18 protein-coding genes are annotated in these 20,799 nt (G+C 71.3%); 10 read left to right on the top strand and 8 right to left on the bottom strand.

The window, feature by feature from the left end; all coding sequences use genetic code 11:
• The first annotated feature begins 1,232 nt into the window (after positions 1–1,232).
• The gene (gene hppD, locus ACZ404_RS15375; protein WP_468439895.1) at positions 1,233–2,264 is read left to right on the top strand and encodes a 4-hydroxyphenylpyruvate dioxygenase; all 1,032 of its coding nucleotides are present in this window, start codon (positions 1,233–1,235) and stop codon (positions 2,262–2,264) included.
• A 261-nt stretch (positions 2,265–2,525) separates the two neighbouring features.
• On the opposite strand, the gene infA is transcribed toward hppD, so the two are convergent.
• Entirely contained in the window at positions 2,526–2,750 is a 225-nt protein-coding gene (infA, locus tag ACZ404_RS15380) for a translation initiation factor IF-1 (RefSeq protein WP_103817901.1), read from the bottom strand.
• 75 nt (positions 2,751–2,825) lie between these two features.
• Entirely contained in the window at positions 2,826–3,623 is a 798-nt protein-coding gene (locus tag ACZ404_RS15385; protein WP_468439898.1) for a GNAT family N-acetyltransferase, read from the bottom strand.
• Positions 3,624–4,231: 608 nt separating this feature from the next.
• On the opposite strand from ACZ404_RS15385, the gene ACZ404_RS15390 reads away from it, so the two are divergent.
• Together ACZ404_RS15390 and ACZ404_RS15395 are read left to right on the top strand one after the other, a co-directional pair.
• The gene (locus ACZ404_RS15390) at positions 4,232–5,050 is read left to right on the top strand and encodes an MEDS domain-containing protein (RefSeq protein ID WP_468439900.1); all 819 of its coding nucleotides are present in this window, start codon (positions 4,232–4,234) and stop codon (positions 5,048–5,050) included.
• Positions 5,047–6,000 carry an anti-sigma factor RsbA family regulatory protein gene (locus tag ACZ404_RS15395; RefSeq protein WP_468439903.1) on the top strand — a complete coding sequence of 318 codons (954 nt, stop codon included), beginning with the start codon at positions 5,047–5,049 and terminating at the stop codon, positions 5,998–6,000. The genes ACZ404_RS15390 and ACZ404_RS15395 overlap by 4 nt, the downstream gene beginning before the upstream one ends.
• Before the next feature lie 21 nt (positions 6,001–6,021).
• Here ACZ404_RS15395 and ACZ404_RS15400 read toward each other — a convergent pair whose 3' ends face one another.
• The 3 genes from ACZ404_RS15400 to ACZ404_RS15410 all read right to left on the bottom strand — a co-directional run bounded on the left by ACZ404_RS15400 (position 6,022) and on the right by ACZ404_RS15410 (position 8,351).
• Complete coding sequence (locus ACZ404_RS15400) at positions 6,022–6,150, bottom strand: hypothetical protein (RefSeq protein WP_468439905.1); 129 nt, start codon at positions 6,148–6,150, stop codon at positions 6,022–6,024.
• Positions 6,151–6,375: 225 nt separating this feature from the next.
• Entirely contained in the window at positions 6,376–6,867 is a 492-nt protein-coding gene (locus tag ACZ404_RS15405; RefSeq protein WP_468439907.1) for an STAS domain-containing protein, read from the bottom strand.
• Positions 6,867–8,351, bottom strand: coding sequence for a PP2C family protein-serine/threonine phosphatase (locus tag ACZ404_RS15410; RefSeq protein ID WP_468439909.1), 1,485 nt, complete (start codon positions 8,349–8,351; stop codon positions 6,867–6,869). Before ACZ404_RS15410 ends, ACZ404_RS15405 begins: the two co-directional genes overlap by 1 nt.
• A 575-nt stretch (positions 8,352–8,926) precedes the next feature.
• On the opposite strand from ACZ404_RS15410, the gene ACZ404_RS15415 reads away from it, so the two are divergent.
• From ACZ404_RS15415 to ACZ404_RS15440, 6 genes are all read left to right on the top strand, one after another.
• Positions 8,927–9,058 (top strand): hypothetical protein, encoded by a 132-nt coding sequence (locus ACZ404_RS15415; RefSeq protein WP_468439911.1) that lies wholly within the window; start codon positions 8,927–8,929, stop codon positions 9,056–9,058.
• 744 nt (positions 9,059–9,802) lie between these two features.
• Positions 9,803–10,081 (top strand): transposase, encoded by a 279-nt coding sequence (locus ACZ404_RS15420; protein ID WP_468439913.1) that lies wholly within the window; start codon positions 9,803–9,805, stop codon positions 10,079–10,081.
• 3 nt (positions 10,082–10,084) lie between these two features.
• Complete coding sequence (pcaDC, locus tag ACZ404_RS15425; protein ID WP_468439915.1) at positions 10,085–11,374, top strand: bifunctional 3-oxoadipate enol-lactonase/4-carboxymuconolactone decarboxylase PcaDC; 1,290 nt, start codon at positions 10,085–10,087, stop codon at positions 11,372–11,374.
• A gap of 36 nt (positions 11,375–11,410) precedes the next feature.
• Positions 11,411–12,046, top strand: a complete 636-nt coding sequence (locus tag ACZ404_RS15430; protein WP_468439917.1) for an MBL fold metallo-hydrolase — start codon at positions 11,411–11,413, stop codon at positions 12,044–12,046.
• Positions 12,047–12,087: 41 nt separating this feature from the next.
• Positions 12,088–12,867 (top strand): exodeoxyribonuclease III, encoded by a 780-nt coding sequence (locus ACZ404_RS15435; RefSeq protein WP_468439919.1) that lies wholly within the window; start codon positions 12,088–12,090, stop codon positions 12,865–12,867.
• Between the two features lie 15 nt (positions 12,868–12,882).
• On the top strand, positions 12,883–13,302 hold the full coding sequence (locus ACZ404_RS15440) for a DUF6278 family protein (protein ID WP_468439921.1): 420 nt from the start codon (positions 12,883–12,885) through the stop codon (positions 13,300–13,302).
• A 429-nt stretch (positions 13,303–13,731) separates the two neighbouring features.
• Here ACZ404_RS15440 and ACZ404_RS15445 read toward each other — a convergent pair whose 3' ends face one another.
• Together ACZ404_RS15445 and ACZ404_RS15450 are read right to left on the bottom strand one after the other, a co-directional pair.
• The gene (locus ACZ404_RS15445; RefSeq protein WP_468439923.1) at positions 13,732–15,297 is read right to left on the bottom strand and encodes an alpha/beta fold hydrolase; all 1,566 of its coding nucleotides are present in this window, start codon (positions 15,295–15,297) and stop codon (positions 13,732–13,734) included.
• A 100-nt stretch (positions 15,298–15,397) separates the two neighbouring features.
• The gene (locus tag ACZ404_RS15450) at positions 15,398–16,141 is read right to left on the bottom strand and encodes a hypothetical protein (RefSeq protein WP_468439925.1); all 744 of its coding nucleotides are present in this window, start codon (positions 16,139–16,141) and stop codon (positions 15,398–15,400) included.
• Positions 16,142–16,283: 142 nt separating this feature from the next.
• On the opposite strand from ACZ404_RS15450, the gene ggt reads away from it, so the two are divergent.
• Positions 16,284–18,086 (top strand): gamma-glutamyltransferase, encoded by a 1,803-nt coding sequence (gene ggt / locus ACZ404_RS15455; protein ID WP_468439927.1) that lies wholly within the window; start codon positions 16,284–16,286, stop codon positions 18,084–18,086.
• Between the two features lie 77 nt (positions 18,087–18,163).
• On the opposite strand, the gene ACZ404_RS15460 is transcribed toward ggt, so the two are convergent.
• Positions 18,164–20,722: an ATP-dependent Clp protease ATP-binding subunit gene (locus ACZ404_RS15460; RefSeq protein WP_468439929.1), complete on the bottom strand. Its 2,559-nt coding sequence runs from the start codon at positions 20,720–20,722 to the stop codon at positions 18,164–18,166.
• Positions 20,723–20,799: the final 77 nt, after the last annotated feature.

The following is a 20,799-nucleotide window of genomic DNA, read 5'->3' on the forward strand; positions in this document are numbered from 1 at the left end:
AGCAGACACTCGCCCGGTCCCCGTCACCGACGCCGCCGGCCCCCGCGTGTGCGCCGACCTCCCGAGACCGGAGCGGGATCCGGACGGAAGACCCGTGGTCGTCCTACTCCTCGCCTCACGGCTGCCCGGCGAGTCCCCATGCTCCCAGGGATGCGACGCCGAACACGTCGCGAGACTCGTGACCGTGCACCAGCCGCTTCCCTCCCATCCTGGTGAACCGGCGCGCAATGCGCTGCTCGCCGTTTCGGCGAACGTGGACCACGGACTGCCGCTGTCCGCAAGGACCGGTGGATCGCGGTGAAGAGGATCATCGCATCGCATCCGCACCTGTCGGACCGGGCGATCGCCTGCATATCGGGTCTCAGCGCCAAGGCGGTGGCCGCGCTGCGCGCTCGTTCAAGTGAGGGCAGGCCGCAGTTGAACGCCAGACGCGGCCGGGACGGCCGGATGCGCCCCTTGGAGGCCGCCAAGGCCCGGCTTCGGACGGCGGAACTCATCACCGAGCACCCCGACGCCTCGCTGCGCCACATCGCCGCACTGGTCGGGCTCTCCCCGGCGACCGGGAGCGACGTCCGCAGACGCCTCGCGTCCGGCTACCGCCGTCGGCCGGACCGAAGCACCACCCGGCAGGGCCCGCGGCAGACGCGGACGAGGACGGAACCGTCCCGGACGGCACGGGGAGGGCGGAGCCGGCAGCGGCCACGGTGGGTGGCGGGCCCGAGGGCGCGGAAGAGCCGCGCGCGTCCCGGATGGCCTCGTCCCAAGGAAACCGCCGGCCGACGCCCGATCCAGACGCGGTGCTCGAACAGCTGACGGGCGATCCGTCGCTGCGGCGGCGCAAGGACGGAGGGACCTGCCGCGTCTGCTCCAGTACAACGCCGTCGTCCTGCGGGAACGGTCCCGGCTCATCGCCGCGGTGCCACCGCACCGGCGCGCCCTTATTGCGCAACTCGCGCACCAGTACGCAAGGAAATGGAGCGCTTTTGCGCAGGAACTGGAGGAGTGCGTCAACGGGACAGCGCGCGCCGAGCGCCGGCGGCCGGCCGGGAGTTGCTAGCAGCACGCCGTTGATTAACGGCGCCACTCCCGAGATAGTGGTCGGGTATTCCTCTTGAGCGATCCCGTTCTTCGGTCAATTGAGACGAAGCCGCTCCGATTGATTTCACGGCACAGGAATGCTGCTGCTCGGGCGGGCCGCTCCTGGCCATTCTGCTTTCGAGAGGGTTCTCAAAATGACAGTGCGCGACATCGCCTATGTCGAACTGCTCACCAGCGATGAACAGGACACCGTCAGCTATTTCCAGGCGGCGATGGGTTTCAGTCAGGTGGCCAGGTCCACGGAGCCCGAACGAAGCTCGGTGTTCCTGCGGCAGGGAGACGTACGCCTCGTCGTCTCCTCGGGTCCGGCGACCTGGAAGTTCCTGGACGCCCATGGCGACGGCGTCGCGGACATCGCCCTGCGCTGCGACGACGTCGTACGTACCCGGGACGCGGCAGCGGCGGCCGGGGCGAGGATCGTCACGTCGGGAACGAGAAGCCGCACGGTGGTCTCGGGATTCGGGGACGTCTGCCACACCCTGCTGCCCGCAGCCGAAAACGCCGGTCCGGTCCTGCCCGACGACCGTCCCTGGATACCCGAGCCCACCCCGGGCACACGGCAGTCCGGCCCTGACGCCATCCGCCTGCTCGACCACGTCGCCGTCTGCCTGGAGGGCGGCACCCTGGAGGAGTACGCCGACCTCTACCGGGACGCCTTCGGGTTCTCCCGCTACTCCTCGGAGTACGTGGACGTCGGAGGACAGGCCATGGACTCCATCGTCGTCCGCAGCGCGTCGGGCCGTGTCACCTTCACCCTCGTCGCGCCGGACCCCCGCCTGGGATCCGGACAGCTCGACGCCTACCTGGAACGCAACGCGGGCCCGGGCGTCCAGCACCTGGCGTTCCTCGTCGACGACATCGTGCCCACCGTGCACGCATTCCGTGGCCGGGGCGTGGAGTTCCTGAACACGCCTGCCAGTTACTACGACATGCTCCTCGAACGGCACGATGGGCTGCACTCGGAGATCGATTCTCTGCGGGCCGCCCACGTTCTCGCCGACCGGGACGAATGGGGCTATCTGCTCCAGCTGTTCAGCCGCTCGCCCTACGAGCGCAACACCCTCTTCTACGAACTCATCCAGCGACGAGGCTCCCGCGGTTTCGGCAGCTCCAACATCAGGGCCCTCTACGAGGCCGTGGAGCGCGACCGGCTGAACGCCGAATGACCGGCGCGGCTCCGGGACCGGTGGCCGAGGACGCTTTCACCCCGCACGACTTCACGCATCTCGCCCGCGCCCGGCTGGCCCCGGAGACCTGGGATTTCCGGCAGGGAGGCGCGGGCGAGGAGCGGCCGCTGCGTGCCAACACGGAGGCGTACGACCGCCTCTGGCTGCATCTCGGTGTCCTCACCGGCAAGATCCGCAGTCGTCGGGTGACCCACGTGACGCGTCAGCAGCAGCGGCAATGTGAGGCGCCGGCTCCTTCCGCTACGCCCGGTACCGGTAGCGGATCCGGCCGCGGGTGAGGTCGTAGGGGCTGAGTTCCACGAGCACCCGGTCGTACGGGAGGATCTTGATGCGGTTCTTCCGGATCTTCCCGCTGATGTGGGCGAGCACCGTGTGCCCGTTCTGGAGCTCCACCTTGAAGGTGGCATTGCGCAGGCACTCGACGACGGTGCCTTCGGCTTCTACGCCCCCTGCTGTTTTGGTCATGGTCCCTCACTTCTCCCGTTCTGTGACGGCGAATTCGGTAGGAAACGGTCGCTCGGTGCCTGGTGTGGCGGATCGTCAGCGGTTGACGAGCTCCAGGGTGGTGGCCGTCCGCCGGGCACCGATGCTCTCGAACAGGGCGGTGGCCGCCGCGTTGGACTCGTCCACCTCGGCCCATGCCGAAGCGGTCCCGGAGCGGTGCAGCGCACCCAGCGCGTGGGCCAGCAGCGTCCGGGCGATGCCGCGGCGGTGTCTGTCGGCCCGGACGGCGATCAGCCCGATCCGTGGCCGGCGGGTCAGCGGGGCCACCCGGATGAGTCCCACGTACTGGTCCACGTGCCGCGCCACCGCGTACTTCGATGGGTCGAGCAGGGTGGTGCCCGCCGGGCGGGGCAGCACCTCAGCGGGCATCGTCTGCCATCCGACGGTGGCCTCGACCTCGTCGCGGATGAGGCGGTCCAGAGCGCGCAGCGGGCCCTCCTCCGCCTCACCGGCGGGCACGACCGTCATGCCGGACGGGGGCCGCACCGAGCCGAGACCGGTGATGTGCGGGTCGGTGGGCACGAGATAGCCCCACTCGCGGCGTGCGGTGGCGAAGCCGGCCCGCTCCCAGGCGGACCTCGAGTCGCGGTCGGCCTCGTCGACGACGGTGTACAGCGGTGTCGGCAGGTCTGCCAGCATCGCGTCGGCGATGCGGTCGAAGGCCGCGCCGTGCCATGCGTCGATGCTTACGAAGAGCCGCCCGTCGGGCCGACGCGAAGCGACACCGCGGCCGACCGTCAGGTCGTCCTCCACAGCGTGCCACTGCGTGTCCGAGACCCGCGTGACCACGACCGGATGGTTGTCCGTGCCCGGAGCGGAATGCACAAAGTTCATAGGTGTTGCCTTTCAGGAGTGCCTTGTTGAGGCGCTCCCGGCGACACCTACGTCAATCGCCCACCGTGACGACATGGGGGAGCACCCACATGGATACAGCCTTCATGGGTCTCACCTCCTCGCGTTCTCTCACGGCTGCCCAGACGCTATCAGCGGTGGCCGGGCAGTCCAACGCATTTATCCGGAGCTTGGAGTCCATACCGGGCCCGGGCGGCGCCGTGGCGGTGTTCGCCGCCCGGCCTGGGGTCCTCTCTGTATTCCTGTGACGCTTCCGGCCTCGACCCGCTCTCTCCAGTAGTCCCAGACGCACAGGGTCCACCTGGAGCCCTCCAGCCTTGCGGATCTTGTTCGGGGAAAACATGCGCCCAGGTCGAGCGTGGTGCCGAACCGCAGCCCCGCCTCGTCCGAGTGACGGCATGGCCGCTCCACCGTGACGCTCATGGAACGTTCACCGGTGGGAGTGAGGGTTTCCCGAGTCTTTCGAGTCCTGCGTTAGGGTGATGGGCGCCCATGGTGGGCAACGGGGTCACGCGGGAAGGGCGGGCGATCTGATGCACGCCGTATGCGGATCTCACGACGGCGAGGCCGCGGCGGACCGTCATGTCGCGGTGGAGTATTCCACCGACGACGACTGGGCCGCTCACCTCGTGCCCTTCGTCCGCGCGGGCTTCGACAGGGGCGAGCAGGTGCAGTACTTCGCGGATGCCACCGACCCCCGCCTCGTGATGCGCACGCTCGCCGAGCGTGGCATCGACGCCGACACCGCGGTCCGGCGCGGACAGCTCGTGGTGACCACAGCCGACGAGACCTACCTGAGCGGGGCCCGTTTCGACCCGGACGCCATGATCGGTCTGTGGGGCCGCGCCGTCGAGACCGCCCTCGGTCAGGGGTACGGCAACCTGCGGGTGATCGGCGAGATGTCCTGGGGCGCCCGGCACATCACCGGCGCCGAGCGCCTGCTGGAATACGAGCTGCGCATCCACCACGAGGTCTTCGAGCAGTTGCCGCTGACGGCCTGGTGCTTCTACGACCGCCGCCTGCTGGCACCCGATGCCCTCGACGTACTGACGGGCGCCCACCTGACGCGGGCAGGCGCCGAGCCTCGCTCCCACGTCCGGCCCGGGCTCTCGGTCGTGCCTCTGGCCGGTCGGCCCGGCTTCCGTCTGTCCGGATCGGCGGGCTATGAGAGCCGCCGCGTGGCCGCCTCGGCGTCAGCGGCTGTCGCTGCCTCGCCGACGCAGGACATCACCCTGGACCTGTCCTGCCTCGACCACCTCGACGTCGCCGCACTGGCCGACATCGCCCACGCCGCGCGGCGACGCCCCTTCGGGACACCGCTGCGGCTCGTCGGGGCGCCGCCCGCGCTTCGCCGCATACTGGAACTCTTCCCCGAGCTCGGAGCCGGCCTGCAGGAGGCCGGCCGGTGACGCCGTACACACCGACGCCGGCGACGAGCCGGGTCGATCCGTTCTTCCACCACCCCGCCCTCTTCTACTCCACGGAGAAGGAGTACTTGCAAGGCGTGGGTGAGTTCGTCCAGGCGGAGGCGACCGGCGGACGCCCCGTTCTGGTCGCTGTTCCCGGTTCACGACTGCAGCTGCTCAGGGAAGCCGTCGGTGTCGAGGACGAGAACGTCACCTTCGTCGACATGCGGCAGGCCGGACGCAACCCCGGGCGCATCCTGTCGGTGCTCCAGGACTTCGCCGACCGGCACCCGCAAAGGCGCCCGTCCATCGTGGGCGAACCCATCTGGGTAGGGCGCACGGAAGCGGAGGCACGGGAAGCGACCCGCCACGAGGCGCTGATCAACCTGGCGTTCAACGGTCGGCCTGTCACGATTCTGTGCCCCTACGACACTGCCCTGCCGGAGCGGGTGCTGGCGGAGGCGCACCGCACGCACCCCGTTGTCGGAGCCCCGGACGGCTACCGGCACAGCCCGCGCTACGAGGACCCGCAGACAGTGTGCCGCGACTGCGACAAACCCCTGGAGGAGCCGGCGGATCCACTCGTCCTGCACTTCACGGAGCAGGACCTCGCCGATGTCCGTGACACCGCGGGGCACTGGGCACAGACGGCCGGCCTGTCCCCTCGTCGACACACCGACTGGTTGCTGGCCGTCAACGAGGCCACCGGCAATTCGGTGCGGCACGGCGGAGGAGAGGGCATTCTCCGGCTGTGGCGCACGGCCGACACCCTGGTCGCCGAGGTGCGGGACCGCGGACGGCTCACGGACGCGCTCGTGGGCCGGCGCCGTCCCGATCCGCTGTCCCCGGCCGGCGGCCGGGGCGTCTGGATGATGCACCAGTTGTGCGACCTGGTCGAGATGCGCACCCCGCCGTCGGGCCTGATCGTTCGTATGCACCTGGCGCTGGACTGATCGGTGCGCCGTGATGGACGCTCAGTCCCGTCCGACACGGCCGCCCTGGCCGTCGAGCGCCACCACGCCGAACAGGCCCGGCAGGCGGCGGATGCCGGGGACAAGGCGGCACCATGACTCGCCGTCCCGCGCGTCTTTCGTCAGCAGCACGTCGACAGATCGCGAAAATCCGAACGGCCAGCTGATGATCCCGTCGGCCGTCAGGACCTCGCACGTAAGGCCGATGACTTGCGCCTGTCGGTCGGGGGGATCGAAGTGATGCGCAAGCAGCTCGCTCGCGCCGCGGTGCCCGGGGAAGGGATCAGCTCGGGCCCGATACTCCGGCGGGAGGGCCGGGACGGTCGCTGGTACGAACCCCCTGGCGGGTCGGCGCGATCAGCTCAGGTTGGCAGGGGGGTTGTGAGCGCTGTCGCAGGCCGCGCGCTGCATCCCGGTCGGCGTACTGGTCCCGCCGCCGGTGGAGGCGGGGGTGATGGAGCCGTGCTCGCTGGTGCTGGTGGATGGGCTGTCGGTCATGGTGGTGACTGCATCGGCGGCGGTGGCATGGACCGGCAGGACTGCGTCGACACCGGTGAGGACGAGCATCCGCATCAGGCGGTCGGGGACGGCGGCAAGTCTGAGCGCACCGCCCACCGCCTGGGCGGCGTGCCAGAGGCCGATGAGCGCGCTCAGACCGGCGGAGTCGCAAAAGCCGACCTGTGACAGGTCCAGAACCAGGTGCGGGCACCCTTGTTCGATGATTCCTGAGGCTTCGTGGCGCAGGGTGTCCGCGGTGCGCGTGTCCACGTCGCCGGCGACGATGGCGATCGCGAGGCCGGGACGGGGGTGCTGGACGGTCAGCTGCAGCGTGTCGGTCACGTCGGTCATCACTCCTGGCCGAAGTGTTCGGGCGCGGCGGCGGTGTGGGCGGTGGCAGCGACACTGCCGTCGGGTGTGGTGCAAGGGTAGGGGACGGACAGGGCCAGCAGGGCCACGTCGTCGCCGGCTCCGTCGGGCAGCGAGGCCAGCAGGGTGATGCTGTCCTCGACCAGGGAGGTGGCGGTGACGGGCCCGGTGCGCTGGTGGAGGAAGCCGGTCAGGCCGTCGTCACCGAGCATGGCACCCTCGGTGGTGCGGGCTTCGGTCAGCCCGTCGGTGTAGAGGAACAGGCTTTCCCCGGCCGTCAGGGAGAACGTGGTCTGGGTGAAGGGTGCCTGGGGAAAGGCGCCGACGAGCATCCCGCCCTTGGGGCGTACGGCCCGCACCCAGACGGCGCCGCTGTCGTCGGGGCGCACGTGGTAGGCCGGCGGGTGGCCACCGGTCGCGATGGTGACGGTGAAGCCGCCGTCCTCCCGGGGCTCCAGGAGGCCGAAGAGGACGGTGCAGAAGCGGCGGCCGGCGGTGACGTCGGTGAGCAGCATGGTGTTGAGCGCGCTCAGCACGGTGACGGGGTCGGCGTTGATCTGAGCCGCGGTGCGCAGGGTGTGGCGGGCCAGGGCGGTGACGGTCGCCGCCTCGGGGCCTTTGCCGCACACGTCACCGAGGAAGAACGCCCACCGGTCGCCGTCGAGTGGGAAGACGTCGTAGAAATCGCCGCCCACGTCGTGGGCGGAGGCGGTGCGGTAGTGGCAGGCCAGTTCCAGACCCGGCACCACGGGAAGAGCCGGGGGCAGCAGGGTGCGCTGGAGGGTGGCGGCGAACGCGGCGATGGCGGCCTTGTCCTGCTCCGCCTTCTCCCGCGCCGCCCGTTCCGCCTCCGCCCGCGCCCGTTCCGCCTCGGCGTGCCGCCTCTCCGCCTCCCGGCGGGCCTGTTCGTCGCGCAGGGCGCGCAGCGCCGACAGCCGCAGCTCCATCTCGTCCAGCACGATCGCGGCGAGATCGGCCAGGGTGGCGGTGTCTCCCTCGGTGATCGAGCGCGGCCGGGTGTCAAGGACGTTGACCGTGCCCAGCCGGTGCCCGTCGGGGGTGATGATCGGTGCGGCGGCGTAGAAACGCACCCCCATCTCTCCGGCGACCAGCGGATTGTCCACCGCGAGGGGGTCCTGGAGAGTGTCGGGGATGACCATCGTGTCATCACGCAGGATCGCCGAGCCGCACAGGCCCGGATCACGGCCGATCTCCACGACACCCTCCAGGCCGTGGGCTGCCTTGAACCAGATGCGGTCGGTATCCACGATCGTGACGGTCGCCACCGGCACGTCGAAGAGCCGGGCGGCCATCGCCGCCACCCGGTCGAACGCCCCGTCGGGCGGAGTGTCGAGGATGTCGTAGCGGCGCACCGCCGCAATCCGGGCTGCCTCCACATCCGGGTCAGGGACCAGCTCGGGGCGGCGCCCGGGAGCCGGGTCGGTGGCCGATGCCTGCTGCATCATCGGCTTTCCTCTCCGTCGATGGGCTGCCGCCGTGAACGGCACGAACCGACGCAGCCTAAATCGCCAACACGCTCGAAGGCCAATGCCGCCGGCGGCCGGGCCCCGGTCGCGGTCTGCCGTGCGATGTGCCGGGCCGGCGTCGGCGGGAGGGCCCTACGGCGGGGTCTGACTCAGGTGAGTGCTGACCGCGGTGTCCTGATCACACTGTCCCGAGCGCCGGCCGGGGACGGTACGTTCCTGGTCTCGGGCGACCGGCTCATTGGGCGATCATTGGTTCCTCGCTGTTCGGCGTGGGGCCTGTCGGCGATGGAACACGTCCAGATCTGCTCAGCGCTGCAAGGGACCACTCCCGGCTGACCAGTTCGATGCTTCACCGTGCCTGCGGCGACACGACGACCATGTGGCATCCGGTGCACCTGCAAGCCGCACTTGCCAGCGCTGGTGGCCTACTAAGCCTGAGGGTGCAGCGGCTGTGCCGGCAGGACTCACCCTGCCGCCACGCACGGTCCGGCCTGCGGGGAAACCCCCCTTGGCCGCGGTGCGCCCTACGCCTTGGTCATGGTCCGGGCGGATCGGTGGCGAACGTTTTTGCCGAGTCGTTCGGCGTCGGCCTCAGGGCCTGCTGCACCCCTGACGAGGAGTCCGTCGACCCGGCCCAGACGCGGGCCGAGGCGAAGGCGGCCGCGGGCTGCGCCTGCGGCAGCTGACCGGCTGGGCCCCCCGCTCAACGGCGCCAGCCCGGGCGACGCGCGGCCAGGGCCTGTTCAAGAGCGCGGTTCGCTTCCCTCAGCGCGATGCCTTCGAGCTCCAGGCCGTGGACGGCGCGGACGAGTTGTTGGGTCAGGACCGGAGGTCGTCGCGTTCGGCGTGGACGCGGGGTAGGTCGTCCTCCAGCTTGCGGTGCCGGGTCGGCTTCACCGGCCTGGCCGGGAACCGCCTGGAGGGTTTTGGCGAGGCGTTGAACAGGTCTATCAGGCGGGCCGGCGGTGCCCACTACACGACATGTGGACAGCCGCGTACCACGTTGAGCGCTGGTTCGTGCGAAGTCATCCGGCTGTGGTCGGGACGTGCCGTTGTGCCGGCCTCCGGCTATCGGCCGCTTCTTGTTCGGGCCCGCAAGCGGGGTACGGTGCGCCGGGCCGTCTTGGAGGGAACCGGCACCTTCGGCGCGGGCCTGTCCCGCTACCTGCCGGCCCAGCAGATCCAGGTGTTCGAAGTGAACCGGCCCGACCGCGCGGCCCGCCGGCTGCTCGGGAAGTCGGACCCGCTCGACGCTCAGGCCGCCGCGCGAGCCAACCCAGGCGATCAACCAGCTCAAGGCCGTCCTGGTCATCGCCGATCCCGCCTTGCGGGAACGGCTGTCCAGCCTTGGCAACCGCGAGCTTTCCGCACCTGCGCACGCCTCGGTCTGCCCGGCGGTGGGCGAGACGAGGACGCGGTGAGCTGAACCAATGCCTGACCCAGCTCGTCGAACGCCACGTCCACAGCTACTCGTACCGGTGGGCGTCGGCCCGGACAGCGCCGTCACACTGCTGATCACCATTTCCTCCGGCCGCCGGAGCACGCGTCGGCTCAACCACGGCGGCGACCGGCAGGCGAACGCCGCCCTGCACCGCATCGTGTTCACCCGCCTGCGCCACGACCCCCGTACCCAGGCGTACTACGAACGTCGGAACAGTCTCCCGCACCCCTACGTTATAGAGGCGTCCGTGAGACGTGAGAGGGTCTGACGCGTGAGTGAGACACCGTCGAACACCCTGCAATACCGCTTTGACGGGCCAGAAGAGGCTCCCGTCCTGATCCTGGGGCCCTCGCTGGGTACCACCTGGCACATGTGGGACCGGCAGATCCCGGAGCTCGCCCGGCAGTGGCGGGTCTTCCGGTTCGATCTGCCGGGGCACGGCGGGGCGCCCGCGCACCCGGCCGGGTCGGTCGGGGAGCTGGCGGCGCGGCTGCTGGCCACGCTGGACGCGCTCGGGGTCCAGCGCTTCGGGTACGCCGGCTGTGCGCTGGGCGGTGCCGTCGGTATCGAGCTGGCGCTGCGCCACCCCGAGCGGCTGGCCTCGCTCGCACTGGTGGCCGCCTCGCCCCGGTTCGGCACCGCCGACGAGTTCCGTCAGCGCGGGGTGGTCGTGCGGACCAACGGCCTCGACCCGATCGCCCGGACCGCGCCGGAGCGCTGGTTCACCGGTGGGTTCGCCGCCGCCCAGCCCGCGATCACCGAGTGGGCCGTGCAGATGGTCCGCACCACCGACCCGGGCTGCTACATCGCCGCCTGCGAGGCCCTCGCCGGCTTCGACGTACGCCCCGAGCTGGGCCGGGTCGGCGTGCCCACGCTGGTGCTGGTCGGCTCCGACGACCAGGTCACCGGCCCGGCCGAGGCCCGCACCCTGGTCGCCGGGATACCGGACGCGCGGCTCGCGGTGGTCCCCGGCGCCTCCCACCTGGTCCCGGTCGAGCAGCCGGCGGCCGTCACCGACCTGCTGGTCCGGCACTTCTCCACCGCCTGGCAGCAGCCCTACGACACCGGTCAGACGGCGCTCCCGGCCGTCCCCGTGGGTCCCGCGGTCGCCGCTCCGCCGCAGCCCGTGCCGGTCGCCGAGATCGCGCCGGCCGTCGTACCGCCGCAGCCGCCCGTGCCGCCGGACCGGTACGAGACCGGGCTGAAGATCCGCCGGGAGGTCCTGGGCGACGCGCACGTGGACCAGGCGCTCGCGCAGGCCGACGCGTTCTCCGGAGACTTCCAGGACTTCCTCACCCGCGTCGCCTGGGGGGAGATCTGGGACCGGCCCGGCCTGGACCGCCGCACCCGCAGCTGTGTCACGCTCACCGCCCTGGTCGCCGGCGGTCACCTGGAGGAGCTGGCCGACCACACCCGCGCGGCCCTGCGCAACGGCCTCACCCCCGTCGAGATCCGGGAGGTGCTGCTGCAGGCGGCCGTGTACTGCGGCCTCCCGGCCGCCGACCGCGCGTTCCGGGTGGCCCAGCAGGTGATCCGGGAGGAGACCACGCCCGCCGAGTGAGGCCCCGGGGCCCCGTGTTCGGCAGGATGGGGAAGCATGAAGCTCACCAAGAAGTCCCACGCCTGCGTCCGCCTCGAGAAGGACGGGCAGACGCTCGTCATCGACCCCGGCGGGTTCAGCGAGCCGGACGCGGCGGTCGGCGCGGACGCGATCCTGATCACGCACGAGCACCCGGACCACTTCGACGAGGGCCGGCTGCGCGCCGCACTGGAGCACGACCCGGCCGCCCGGATCTGGACCCTGAAGTCCGTCGCCGAACAGCTCGCGGCGGCTTTCCCCGGCCGTGTGCACACCGTCGGGCACGGCGACGCCTTCACCGCCGCCGGCTTCGACGTACAGGTGCACGGCGAGCTGCACGCGGTGATCCACCCGGACATCCCGCGCGTCACCAACGTCGGCTACCTCGTCGACGGCGGCAAGGTCTTCCACCCCGGCGACGCCCTCACCGTCCCCGGCCGGCCGGTCGAGACCCTGATGCTGCCGGTCATGGCGCCCTGGAACAAGATCGCCGAGGTCATCGACTACGTCCGCGAGGTGAAGCCGCAGCGCGCCTACGACGTCCACGACGCCCTGCTCACCGACCTGGCCCGGCCGATCTACGACCGCCAGATCGGTGCCCTCGCCGGGGCCGAGCACCTGCGGCTGGCCCCGGGGGCGTCCGCCGACCTGTGACCCCGGACCCCTTGTCACACCCGCCAGGTAGGTTGTGAGGCATGCGCATCGCGACCTGGAACGTGAACTCGATCACCGCCCGCCTCCCGAGGCTGCTCGCCTGGCTGGAGAGCAGCGGCACCGACGTGCTCTGCCTCCAGGAGGCCAAGATCGCCGAGGAGCAGTTCCCCTTCGAGCAGCTGCGCGAGCTGGGGTACGAGGCGGCGGTGCACGCGACCGGCCGCTGGAACGGCGTGGCGGTGCTCTCCCGCGTCGGCATCGAGGACGTGGTCAAGGGCCTGCCCGGGGACCCGGGCTTCGACGGCGTGACCGAGCCGCGCGCCCTCTCGGCGACGTGCGGCCCGGTCCGCGTCTGGTCGGTGTACGTGCCCAACGGTCGCGAGGTGGAGCACCCGCACTACGCGTACAAGCTCCAGTGGTTCGAGGCCCTCAAGGCCGCCGTCGCCGGTGACGCCTCGGGCGGCCGCCCGTTCGCGGTGCTGGGGGACTACAACGTGGCGCCGACGGACGACGACGTCTACGACCCGGCCGCCTTCGCGGGCTCCACCCACGTCACCCCCGCCGAGCGCGCCGCCCTCGCCTCGCTGCGCGAGGCGGGCCTGACGGACGTCGTGCCGCGCCCGCTGAAGTACGACCACCCGTTCACGTACTGGGACTACCGCCAGCTCTGCTTCCCCAAGAACCGGGGCATGCGCATCGACCTGGTGTACGGCAACGCGCCGTTCGCCAAGGCCGTCAAGGACGCCTACGTCGACCGGGAGGAACGCAAGGGCAAGGGCGCGTCCGACCATGCGCCGGTGGTGGTCGACCTCGACGTCTGATGCCAGGCTGGGTCCATGAACATTCCGTTCCTGGGCCACCGGCACGACAAGAACGGTGCTGCGGGGCTCCCCGCCGACCCCGAGGGGATCGCCGCGCTGCTGTCCGAATGCGAACTGCTGCGCTCCCAGGCGGCCCGGGCGGGCGTCCGCCTCGACGACACCCCGGCCTCCCTGGAGGCGCTGGACCAGCTGGTGCCGCGCTGGCGCGACGACGCGGAGATCCTGCCCTGGCTCGGCAACGACGCGGGGCTGTATCTCGGCACGGTCGTCGTGCGCACCGTACCCGGCGCCGCCTGGCGGATCCGGCCCGACGGCGAGCCCGTCGTACGTCTTGCCTCCGGCCGGGAGGTGGAGGTGGTGGAGCCCGGCCGGGAGTGGGCCGCGAGCGGTGTCCCGGAGCTGTCGCAGCTCTATGCGGAGGTCGCCGAGGCGTGAGCGGCGTCCCCGGGAGCACGCCTACGGTTCTCGCCCCGGGGAGTGCCTGTCGTCCGTCAACTCCGTGCCGGGCCGGGCGAGTTCGGCGGGCCCCGCGCCCTCCGGCGCCCGCGTCGGCGGCAACGCGGTCGGCGGAGGGCCGAGTTCGCGCCCGGCATGCACGGGACCCGGGCGCCGAACCTCGACTACGATGTGCCGTTCATCCCCGTGGTGCGGTGATCCCGCCGATCCACAACGGGATGGGCTTGCTGCTCTCGAGGTGCGCCGGCCGGGTGTCCCGCCGTGAGCAGCGCAGTCCCAGGACCGGCGCCGTGGCGGTGGCCGCGGTCGGACCCGGGACGCTGCTGCCGGGTGGGGAGCCGCCCACGGCCCTGAGACCGTAAGGGGGCGGCAGTTCACGGGCCAGGCTCGTCCGGCGGCAGCCGGAGATCACTGCTCGCGCACGGGGACGGACAGGTACGACGGGTCGTCCGGCGGCGAGGAGAAGGTCAGCTGCGCGCCGGACGGGTTGTGCTCGATGTACAGCGGATCGACCGTGTCGACCACCAGCGCCAGACGGTGCCCGGCGGGCACGTCGTAGGCCGTGGAGAACAGGTCGAGGTTCACGTCGAACGGCTCGCCGGGGGTGCGCCCGTGCCAGGTGTACGGCACGTGGGTGACCAGCTTGCCGAAGCCGAGCGGCCCCACGTCGTACAGGTAGGCGATGAAGGTGCCGCTCTCCTCGGTCGGGGTGAGCGTGGTGTGCAGGGTGGCCGTGCCGCGCACCCGCTGGGCGGTGCCGTACCGCTCCGACTGCCACACGGCCGCCCAGCGGCGCGGCAGCAGCGGGATCGAGGCGATGGGCGGCAACTGGGCGATCTGGTCCAGGATGCTGGAGAGGAAGACGATGCCGCCGTCCGCGCCCGAGTCGACGTTGGCGTGGATGGTGTCGGAGCCCGCGAGCGCGATCTTGCGCCGGGTCGCCGCGAGCGACTTCCAGTCCGGGTAGTCCTCGTACCCGCCGGAGCTGCGCGGCTTGACGCGGACGGGCTGCTCGCGGTCGACGCCGTTGTCGGCGCCGCGCAGATAGTGGTCGAACCAGCGCTCGGTGTCCGTCCAGACGTCGTTGGGCAGCCCGAACAGGCCGGGCAGCTCGGCGGTCGCGTGGTCGCCGGGGCGCAGCTCCAGGCGCTTGGGCACGGTGAGCTTCTCGTAGAAGTCGGCGTACTGGTTGACCGGGAAGACCGTGTCGCCCCACGCGTTGGCGAGCATGACCGCGGGGCGGTTCTTGTTGAGCTGGTCGACATACGTTGCGGCGGAACGTTTCCTCCCCCAGTCGATCATCTGCTGTTCCTGCGACAGGTTCGAGGAGTACAAGTTGTCGAAGATCTCGCGCAGTTCCGGGCTCTCGCGGCCGGTGAGGGTGGCCGCGCCGTCCAGGACGGCCGCCGCCTGGACGCTCTGGGTGCGGTTCGGGTAGATCGAGGAGATCAGGTCGGCCCAGCCGCTCAGCGCGGCGACGGCCCTGATCCGCTTGTCGTGGGCGGCGGCGAGCAGGCTGATGCCGGCGCCGTAGGAGACCCCCGCCATGCCGATGCGCGCGGGATCGGCGGGGGTGTGGGCGAGGGCCCAGTCGATGACCTTGGAGGCGTCCGCGGTGTCCGGTGGACCGGCCACTTCTATGTGACCGCCGGACTGCCAGAACCCGCGCACGTTGTACGCCAGGACGACGTATCCGGCGTCCGCGAGCTTCTGCGCCTGGGCGAGATACTCCACCTGGGGAAAGCCCCAGCTCGTGGGGAGCACGAGAAGGGGGTAGCGGTGCGAGCCGTCGGCGCCCTCGGGCGTGAGGACGTTCGCCTTCAGTACGGTGCCTCCGTCGCCGGCGATGTCCACGAAGCGGACGGACGGGGCGGCCTGCGCGGCCGGGGCCAGGCCGACGACGGTGCCGGCGATCAGAGCCGCGGAGACGGTACCGACGGCGGAGGTGCGCAGGGTGGTGCGACCAAGTCCCATGGGGTCACTCCTCATTGGTTCACATGCAAAGTGACCCGACGGTAACCGGAGGACCTTACCGTAAGTAACCCGTCGGTAAGTTACGCACCGGTAAAGGTTTCTACGACTGCGCGGGCTCCGGATCCGGCAGCGGCGTCTGCGCGGGCCGTGTCACGTCCGCGACCAGCTCCACCACATCCGGGCCGTACGCCTGCGAGTTGACCACCTTCAGCAGCAGGACGAAGGAGCCGCCGCCGTACTTGCGCGCCAACCGCGTGTGCTCGCGGGCGAGATAGCGGGTCGCCGCCTGGTGGGTGATCGCCCGCTGTCCGCAGAAGAGGAACACCGGCCGGGAGCCGGCCCGCGCACCGGCGGTGAGCCGGGCGAGCAGCACGTACTCGCAGCGGCCGCTCTCCATGCGGTAGTCCTGCTCGCCGATCCGGAACGCACCCATGTCCGGGCCGGATTCGTCCTCGGTGTTCACCTGCACACCCGGCAGCAGCGACGACAGATGGGCGGCCATCCGGCGGTTCGAGGCCGGACCGCCGAGACAGAACTCCGTGCGCTCCCCGAACCCCTGCTGCATGGCGTCGTGCGCCACCACCTGGGCGTGCGCGTGGCAGTCCTTGATGAGCGCGGACAGCTCCAGCAGCGCGAACACGTCCTGCCGCATCACCGACAACTCCCCGCCGGTCACGTTGCGGTTGACCACCAGCAGCGACTCGGAATGCTCCGGCAGCCCGAAGAAGGCCTGCTTGCGCCGCAGTGTGCGGCGCCACAGAGAGGTACGGGCCAGCCACCCCAGCGCGGCACTGATGCCCGCGGCCACGACACCCAGGACGATGGTGCGCACGTCGTCGTTCATGGCCGCGCATGCTAGCGGGCCCCGGTCACCTGAGGCGCACCGGTGTTCGAGGTGTGGCGTTCGTGTGGTGAGCGGCCGAGGCGTACTGTCGGTAGTACGGCAATCTGGTTACGCTGCGCGGATGTCCCGACGGGAGGTTCGGATGGGTCGTCCTGGCACGCGGAAACTGGCGGTTCTGGCGGTCTCGGCCGCCCTGGTGTCGGTGGGCGCTGCGGCGCCACCCGCCGCCACACCGAGCGAGAAGGCCACCAAGGTCCCCGTGGCCGTCGGCTACGGCGGAGCCGTCGCCAGCGTGGACGCCGACGCCTCCGCCGCCGGCATCGAGGTGCTCAGGAACGGCGGCAACGCGGTCGACGCGGCCGTCGCCACCGCCGCCGCGCTCGGTGTCACCGAGCCCTACTCGGCCGGCGTCGGCGGAGGCGGCTACTTCGTCTACTACGACGCGAGAACCCGCACCGTCCACACCATCGACGGCCGCGAGACCGCCCCGCTGTCCGCCGACTCCGACCTGTTCCTGGAGAACGGCAAGCCGCTCGCCTTCGCCGACGCCGTCAGCAGCGGGCTGGGCGTCGGCACCCCGGGGACGCCCGCCACCTGGCAGACGGCCCTGGAGACATGGGGCAGCAGACGGCTCGGCACGGTCCTCAGGCCCGCCGAGCGCATCGCCCGCGACGGCTTCACCGTGGACGACACCTTCCGCTCCCAGACCGCGGCCAACGAGACCCGGTTCCGCTACTTCCCGGACACCGCGAAGCTGTTCCTGCCGAACGGACAGCTCCCGGTCGTCGGCTCCACGCTGAAGAACCCCGAACTGGCCCGCACCTATGAGGAGCTGGGCCGCAAGGGCGTCGGCGCTATCTACCGCGGGGACATCGGCGACGACATCGTCAAGACGGTCGAGCACCCGCCCGTGGACCCCGCCTCCGGCTGGAACGCCCGCCCCGGCAAGCTGGCCGAGAAGGACCTCGCCGTCTACCGCGCCAAGCTCCAGGCGCCCACCAGGGCGTCGTACCGCGGGCTGAACGTCTACTCCATCGCCCCCTCCTCCTCCGGCGGCACCACCGTCGGCGAGGCCCTCAACATCCTGCAGAGCACGAACCTCTCCAAGGCGAGCGAGACGCAGTACCTGCACCACTTCATCGAGGCCAGCCGCATCGCCTTCGCCGACCGCGGGCGCTGGGTCGGCGACCCGGCCTTCGAGGACGTCCCCACCAAGCAGTTGCTCTCCCAGCGGTACGCCGACTCGCGCGCCTGCCTCATCAAGGACGACGCGGTTCTCACCAGCCCCCTCGCCCCCGGCGACCCCCGCCACCCCGCGGCCTGCGGCAAGGGCGGAACGGCCGCCCCCACGACGTACGAGGGCCAGAACACCACCCATCTGACGGTCGCCGACAAGTGGGGCAACGTGGTCTCCTACACCCTCACCATCGAGCAGACCGGCGGCAGCGGCATCACGGTGCCCGGGCGCGGCTTCCTGCTCAACAACGAGCTGACCGACTTCTCCTTCGCCCCGGCCAACCCGGCCGTGCACGACCCGAACCTGCCCGGGCCGGGCAAGCGGCCGCGCTCGTCCATCTCGCCGACCATCGTCCTGGACCGGTGCAACCGGCCGGTGGTGGCGCTCGGTTCGCCCGGCGGCGCGACCATCATCACCACCGTGCTGCAGACCCTCACCGAGTTCCTCGACCGGCACCTGCCCCTGGTCGACGCCATCGCGGCACCGCGCGCCAGCCAGCGCAACGCGGCGAAGACGGAACTCGAACCCGCGCTCTACGACAGCGACCTGAGGAAGCAGCTCGAGGCCATCGGGCACTCCTTCTCGCTCAACCCCGAGATCGGCGCGGCCACCGGCATCCAGCGGCTGCCGGGCGGCAAGTGGCTGGCCGCCGCCGAGAAGGTGCGGCGCGGCGGAGGCTCGGCGATGGTGGTGAACCCGGCACCGTAGGGCACGCCAGGCCATGGATCACGGGACGGCGGCCGGCTCTCCTGCTCACGGAAAGCCGGCCGCCGTGCCGTGCCGCTTCACAGCTCCGGGGCGGGTGGCCGTTCCTCCTCCGTGCGGAAGTCCAGCCGGCCGTCCAGGACGTCCACCGTCACCCGGCTGCCCTCGGAGATCCGGCCGTCCACCAGGAGCCGGGACAGCTGGTTGTCGACCTCCCGCTGGATGGTGCGGCGCAGCGGACGCGCGCCGTACTCCGGCTGGTAGCCGCGCTCGGCGATCCAGTCGACGGCCCCGTCCGTGAAGCTGACCGTGACGCCCTGCCCGGTCAGCAGCCGGCGGGTGCGCTCCAGCAACAGATCGGTGATCTGCCGCAGTTGCTCGGTGGTCAGCTGGCGGAAGACGACGATCTCGTCGATGCGGTTGAGGAACTCCGGCCGGAAGTGCTCCCGCAGGGGCCGCAGGATCTGTTCACGGCGCGCCTCCTCGTCCGCCTCCGCTCCGCCCGGCCCGAAGCCGATCCCGGCACCGCGCCGGGTGATCGCCTCGGAGCCCAGGTTGCTGGTCATCACGATGACCGTGTTGGTGAAGTCCACGGTCCGGCCCTGGGAATCGGTGAGCCGGCCGTCGTCCAGCACCTGCAGCAGGATGTTGAAGACGTCCAGGTGCGCCTTCTCCACCTCGTCCAGCAACAGCAGCGAGTACGGGTGCCGGCGCACCACCTCGGTGAGCTGGCCGGCCTCCTCGTGCCCGACGTACCCGGGCGGGGCGCCGACCAGCCGGGAGACGGTGTGCCGCTCCTGGTACTCGCTCATGTCCAGGCGGACCATGCGGTCCTCGCTGCCGAACAGCGCCTCGGCCAGCGCCCGGGCCAGCTCGGTCTTGCCGACGCCGGTCGGGCCGAGGAACAGGAAGCTGCCGATCGGCCGGTCGGGGCTGGCCAGCCCGGCGCGCGAGCGCAGCACCGCCTCGGCGACCACCCGCACCGCCTCCTCCTGGCCGACCACCCGCCGGTGCAGGTGCTCCTCCAGGCCCAGCAGCCGCTCCTTCTCCTCCTGGGTCAGCCGGCTGACCGGGATGCCCGTCTGCCGGGACACCACCTCGGCGATGGCCTCGGCCGTCACCTCCAGATCCAGCCCCTCGTCGACCTTGTCGTCGTCGCTGGCCTCCGCGATCCGCTGCTTCAGTTCGGTGATCCGGTCGCGCAGTTGGGTGGCCTGCTCGTAGCTCTCGTCGGCGACCGCCTGGTCCTTGTCCCGGACGAGCTGCTCGACCTCGCGCTCCATCGCGCGCACGTCCGTGCCCTTCGTCCGCGCGCCCAGGCGCACCCGGGCGCCCGCCTGGTCGATCAGGTCGATCGCCTTGTCCGGCAGGCGGCGGTCGGTGAGATACCGGTCGGACAGCTCCACGGCCGCCACCAGCGCCTCGTCGCTGTAGCGGACCTGGTGGTGGGCCTCGTACCGGTCGCGCAGCCCCCGCAGGATCTCGATCGTGTCCTCGACGGTCGGCTCGGGCACCAGGACCGGCTGGAACCGGCGGGCCAGCGCCGCGTCCTTCTCGATCCGCCGGTACTCCTCCAGCGTGGTCGCGCCGACGATGTGCAGCTCGCCGCGGGCGAGGGCCGGCTTGAGGATGTTGCCCGCGTCCATCGCCCCGCCCTCGCCGCCGCCCCCGGCGCCGACGACGGTGTGCAGCTCGTCGATGAAGACGATCAGCCGGTCGGAGTGGGCGCGGATCTCCTCCACGATGTTGTTCAGGCGCTCCTCGAAGTCGCCCCGGTAGCGGGTGCCCGCGACGACCCCGGTCAGGTCCAGGGCGACGACCCTGCGCCCCGCCAGCACGTCCGGTACGTCACCGTCGGCGATGCGCTGCGCCAGCCCCTCCACGATGGCCGTCTTGCCGACGCCCGCGTCACCGATCAGCACCGGGTTGTTCTTGCCGCGCCGGGACAACACCTCGATGGTCTGTTCGATCTCCGTGTCCCGTCCGATGACCGGGTCGATACCGCCCTGGCGGGCCAGTTCGGTCAGATCGCGGCCGTACTTGTCGAGCGTCGGCGTGGACGTCGGCCGCTGCCGCTCCGGGCGCACCGGGGCGGTCTCCGGGGCCTCCGGCGGCAGGCTGCCCGCCTGGAACCGGGCCGCGTTCAGGATGTGCCCGGCGGCCGAGTCCCGGTTCGCGGCCAGCGCGCTCAGCACATGCTCCGGACCGATGTACCCGGCACCGCTCGCCCGGGCCATGTCGTGCGCGTCCAGCAGGGCCCGCTTGACGGCCGGGGTGAGTGACAGCGAGGTCGGCGGCGGCACCTCGCCCTGAGGGTGCTGGGCGGGGCCCGCGCGGTCGTCGATCTCCATGGCGAGCGAGTCCGGGTCCGCGCCCGCCCGGCTCAGCAGACTCCGGGTCGGCTCGGACTCCACGGCCGCCCGCAGCAGGTGCTGGGTGTCCAGGTTCCGGCTGCCGTGCTCGACGGCGTACAGGGCGGCTCCTCTGACCAGCTCGCGGGCCGGCTGGCTGAGCAGCCGGCCGATGTCGATGTGGCGCGGGCTGCGGTCTCCGGCTCCGCCGGGGACGCCGGCTCCGCCGAAGAAGCGGGCGAAAAACTCTCCGAAGGGGTCCTCCGGGCCGATGTAGCCGCTGGTCATCGTTTCGTTCCTTCGCAGACGACGTGCGGAGCGGCCGGGTAACCCACGGGCGGGCCGCTCATGCCACGATGGCACGA

The organism is Streptomyces sp. NPDC030798, from assembly GCF_055572275.1.

What these genes read in the sequence shown, in the direction of transcription:
- hppD (WP_468439895.1), top strand. Translation starts at nt 1,233, where the DNA reads ATGACAGTGCGCGACATCGCCTATGTCGAACTGCTCACCAGCGATGAA.
- infA (WP_103817901.1), bottom strand. Translation starts at nt 2,750, where the DNA reads ATGACCAAAACAGCAGGGGGCGTAGAAGCCGAAGGCACCGTCGTCGAG.
- ACZ404_RS15385 (WP_468439898.1), bottom strand. Translation starts at nt 3,623, where the DNA reads ATGAACTTTGTGCATTCCGCTCCGGGCACGGACAACCATCCGGTCGTG.
- ACZ404_RS15405 (WP_468439907.1), bottom strand. Translation starts at nt 6,867, where the DNA reads ATGACCGACGTGACCGACACGCTGCAGCTGACCGTCCAGCACCCCCGT.
- ACZ404_RS15410 (WP_468439909.1), bottom strand. Translation starts at nt 8,351, where the DNA reads ATGATGCAGCAGGCATCGGCCACCGACCCGGCTCCCGGGCGCCGCCCC.
- ACZ404_RS15420 (WP_468439913.1), top strand. Translation starts at nt 9,803, where the DNA reads ATGCCTGACCCAGCTCGTCGAACGCCACGTCCACAGCTACTCGTACCG.
- ACZ404_RS15430 (WP_468439917.1), top strand. Translation starts at nt 11,411, where the DNA reads ATGAAGCTCACCAAGAAGTCCCACGCCTGCGTCCGCCTCGAGAAGGAC.
- ACZ404_RS15435 (WP_468439919.1), top strand. Translation starts at nt 12,088, where the DNA reads ATGCGCATCGCGACCTGGAACGTGAACTCGATCACCGCCCGCCTCCCG.
- ACZ404_RS15440 (WP_468439921.1), top strand. Translation starts at nt 12,883, where the DNA reads ATGAACATTCCGTTCCTGGGCCACCGGCACGACAAGAACGGTGCTGCG.
- ACZ404_RS15445 (WP_468439923.1), bottom strand. Translation starts at nt 15,297, where the DNA reads ATGGGACTTGGTCGCACCACCCTGCGCACCTCCGCCGTCGGTACCGTC.
- ACZ404_RS15450 (WP_468439925.1), bottom strand. Translation starts at nt 16,141, where the DNA reads ATGAACGACGACGTGCGCACCATCGTCCTGGGTGTCGTGGCCGCGGGC.
- ggt (WP_468439927.1), top strand. Translation starts at nt 16,284, where the DNA reads ATGGGTCGTCCTGGCACGCGGAAACTGGCGGTTCTGGCGGTCTCGGCC.
- ACZ404_RS15460 (WP_468439929.1), bottom strand. Translation starts at nt 20,722, where the DNA reads ATGACCAGCGGCTACATCGGCCCGGAGGACCCCTTCGGAGAGTTTTTC.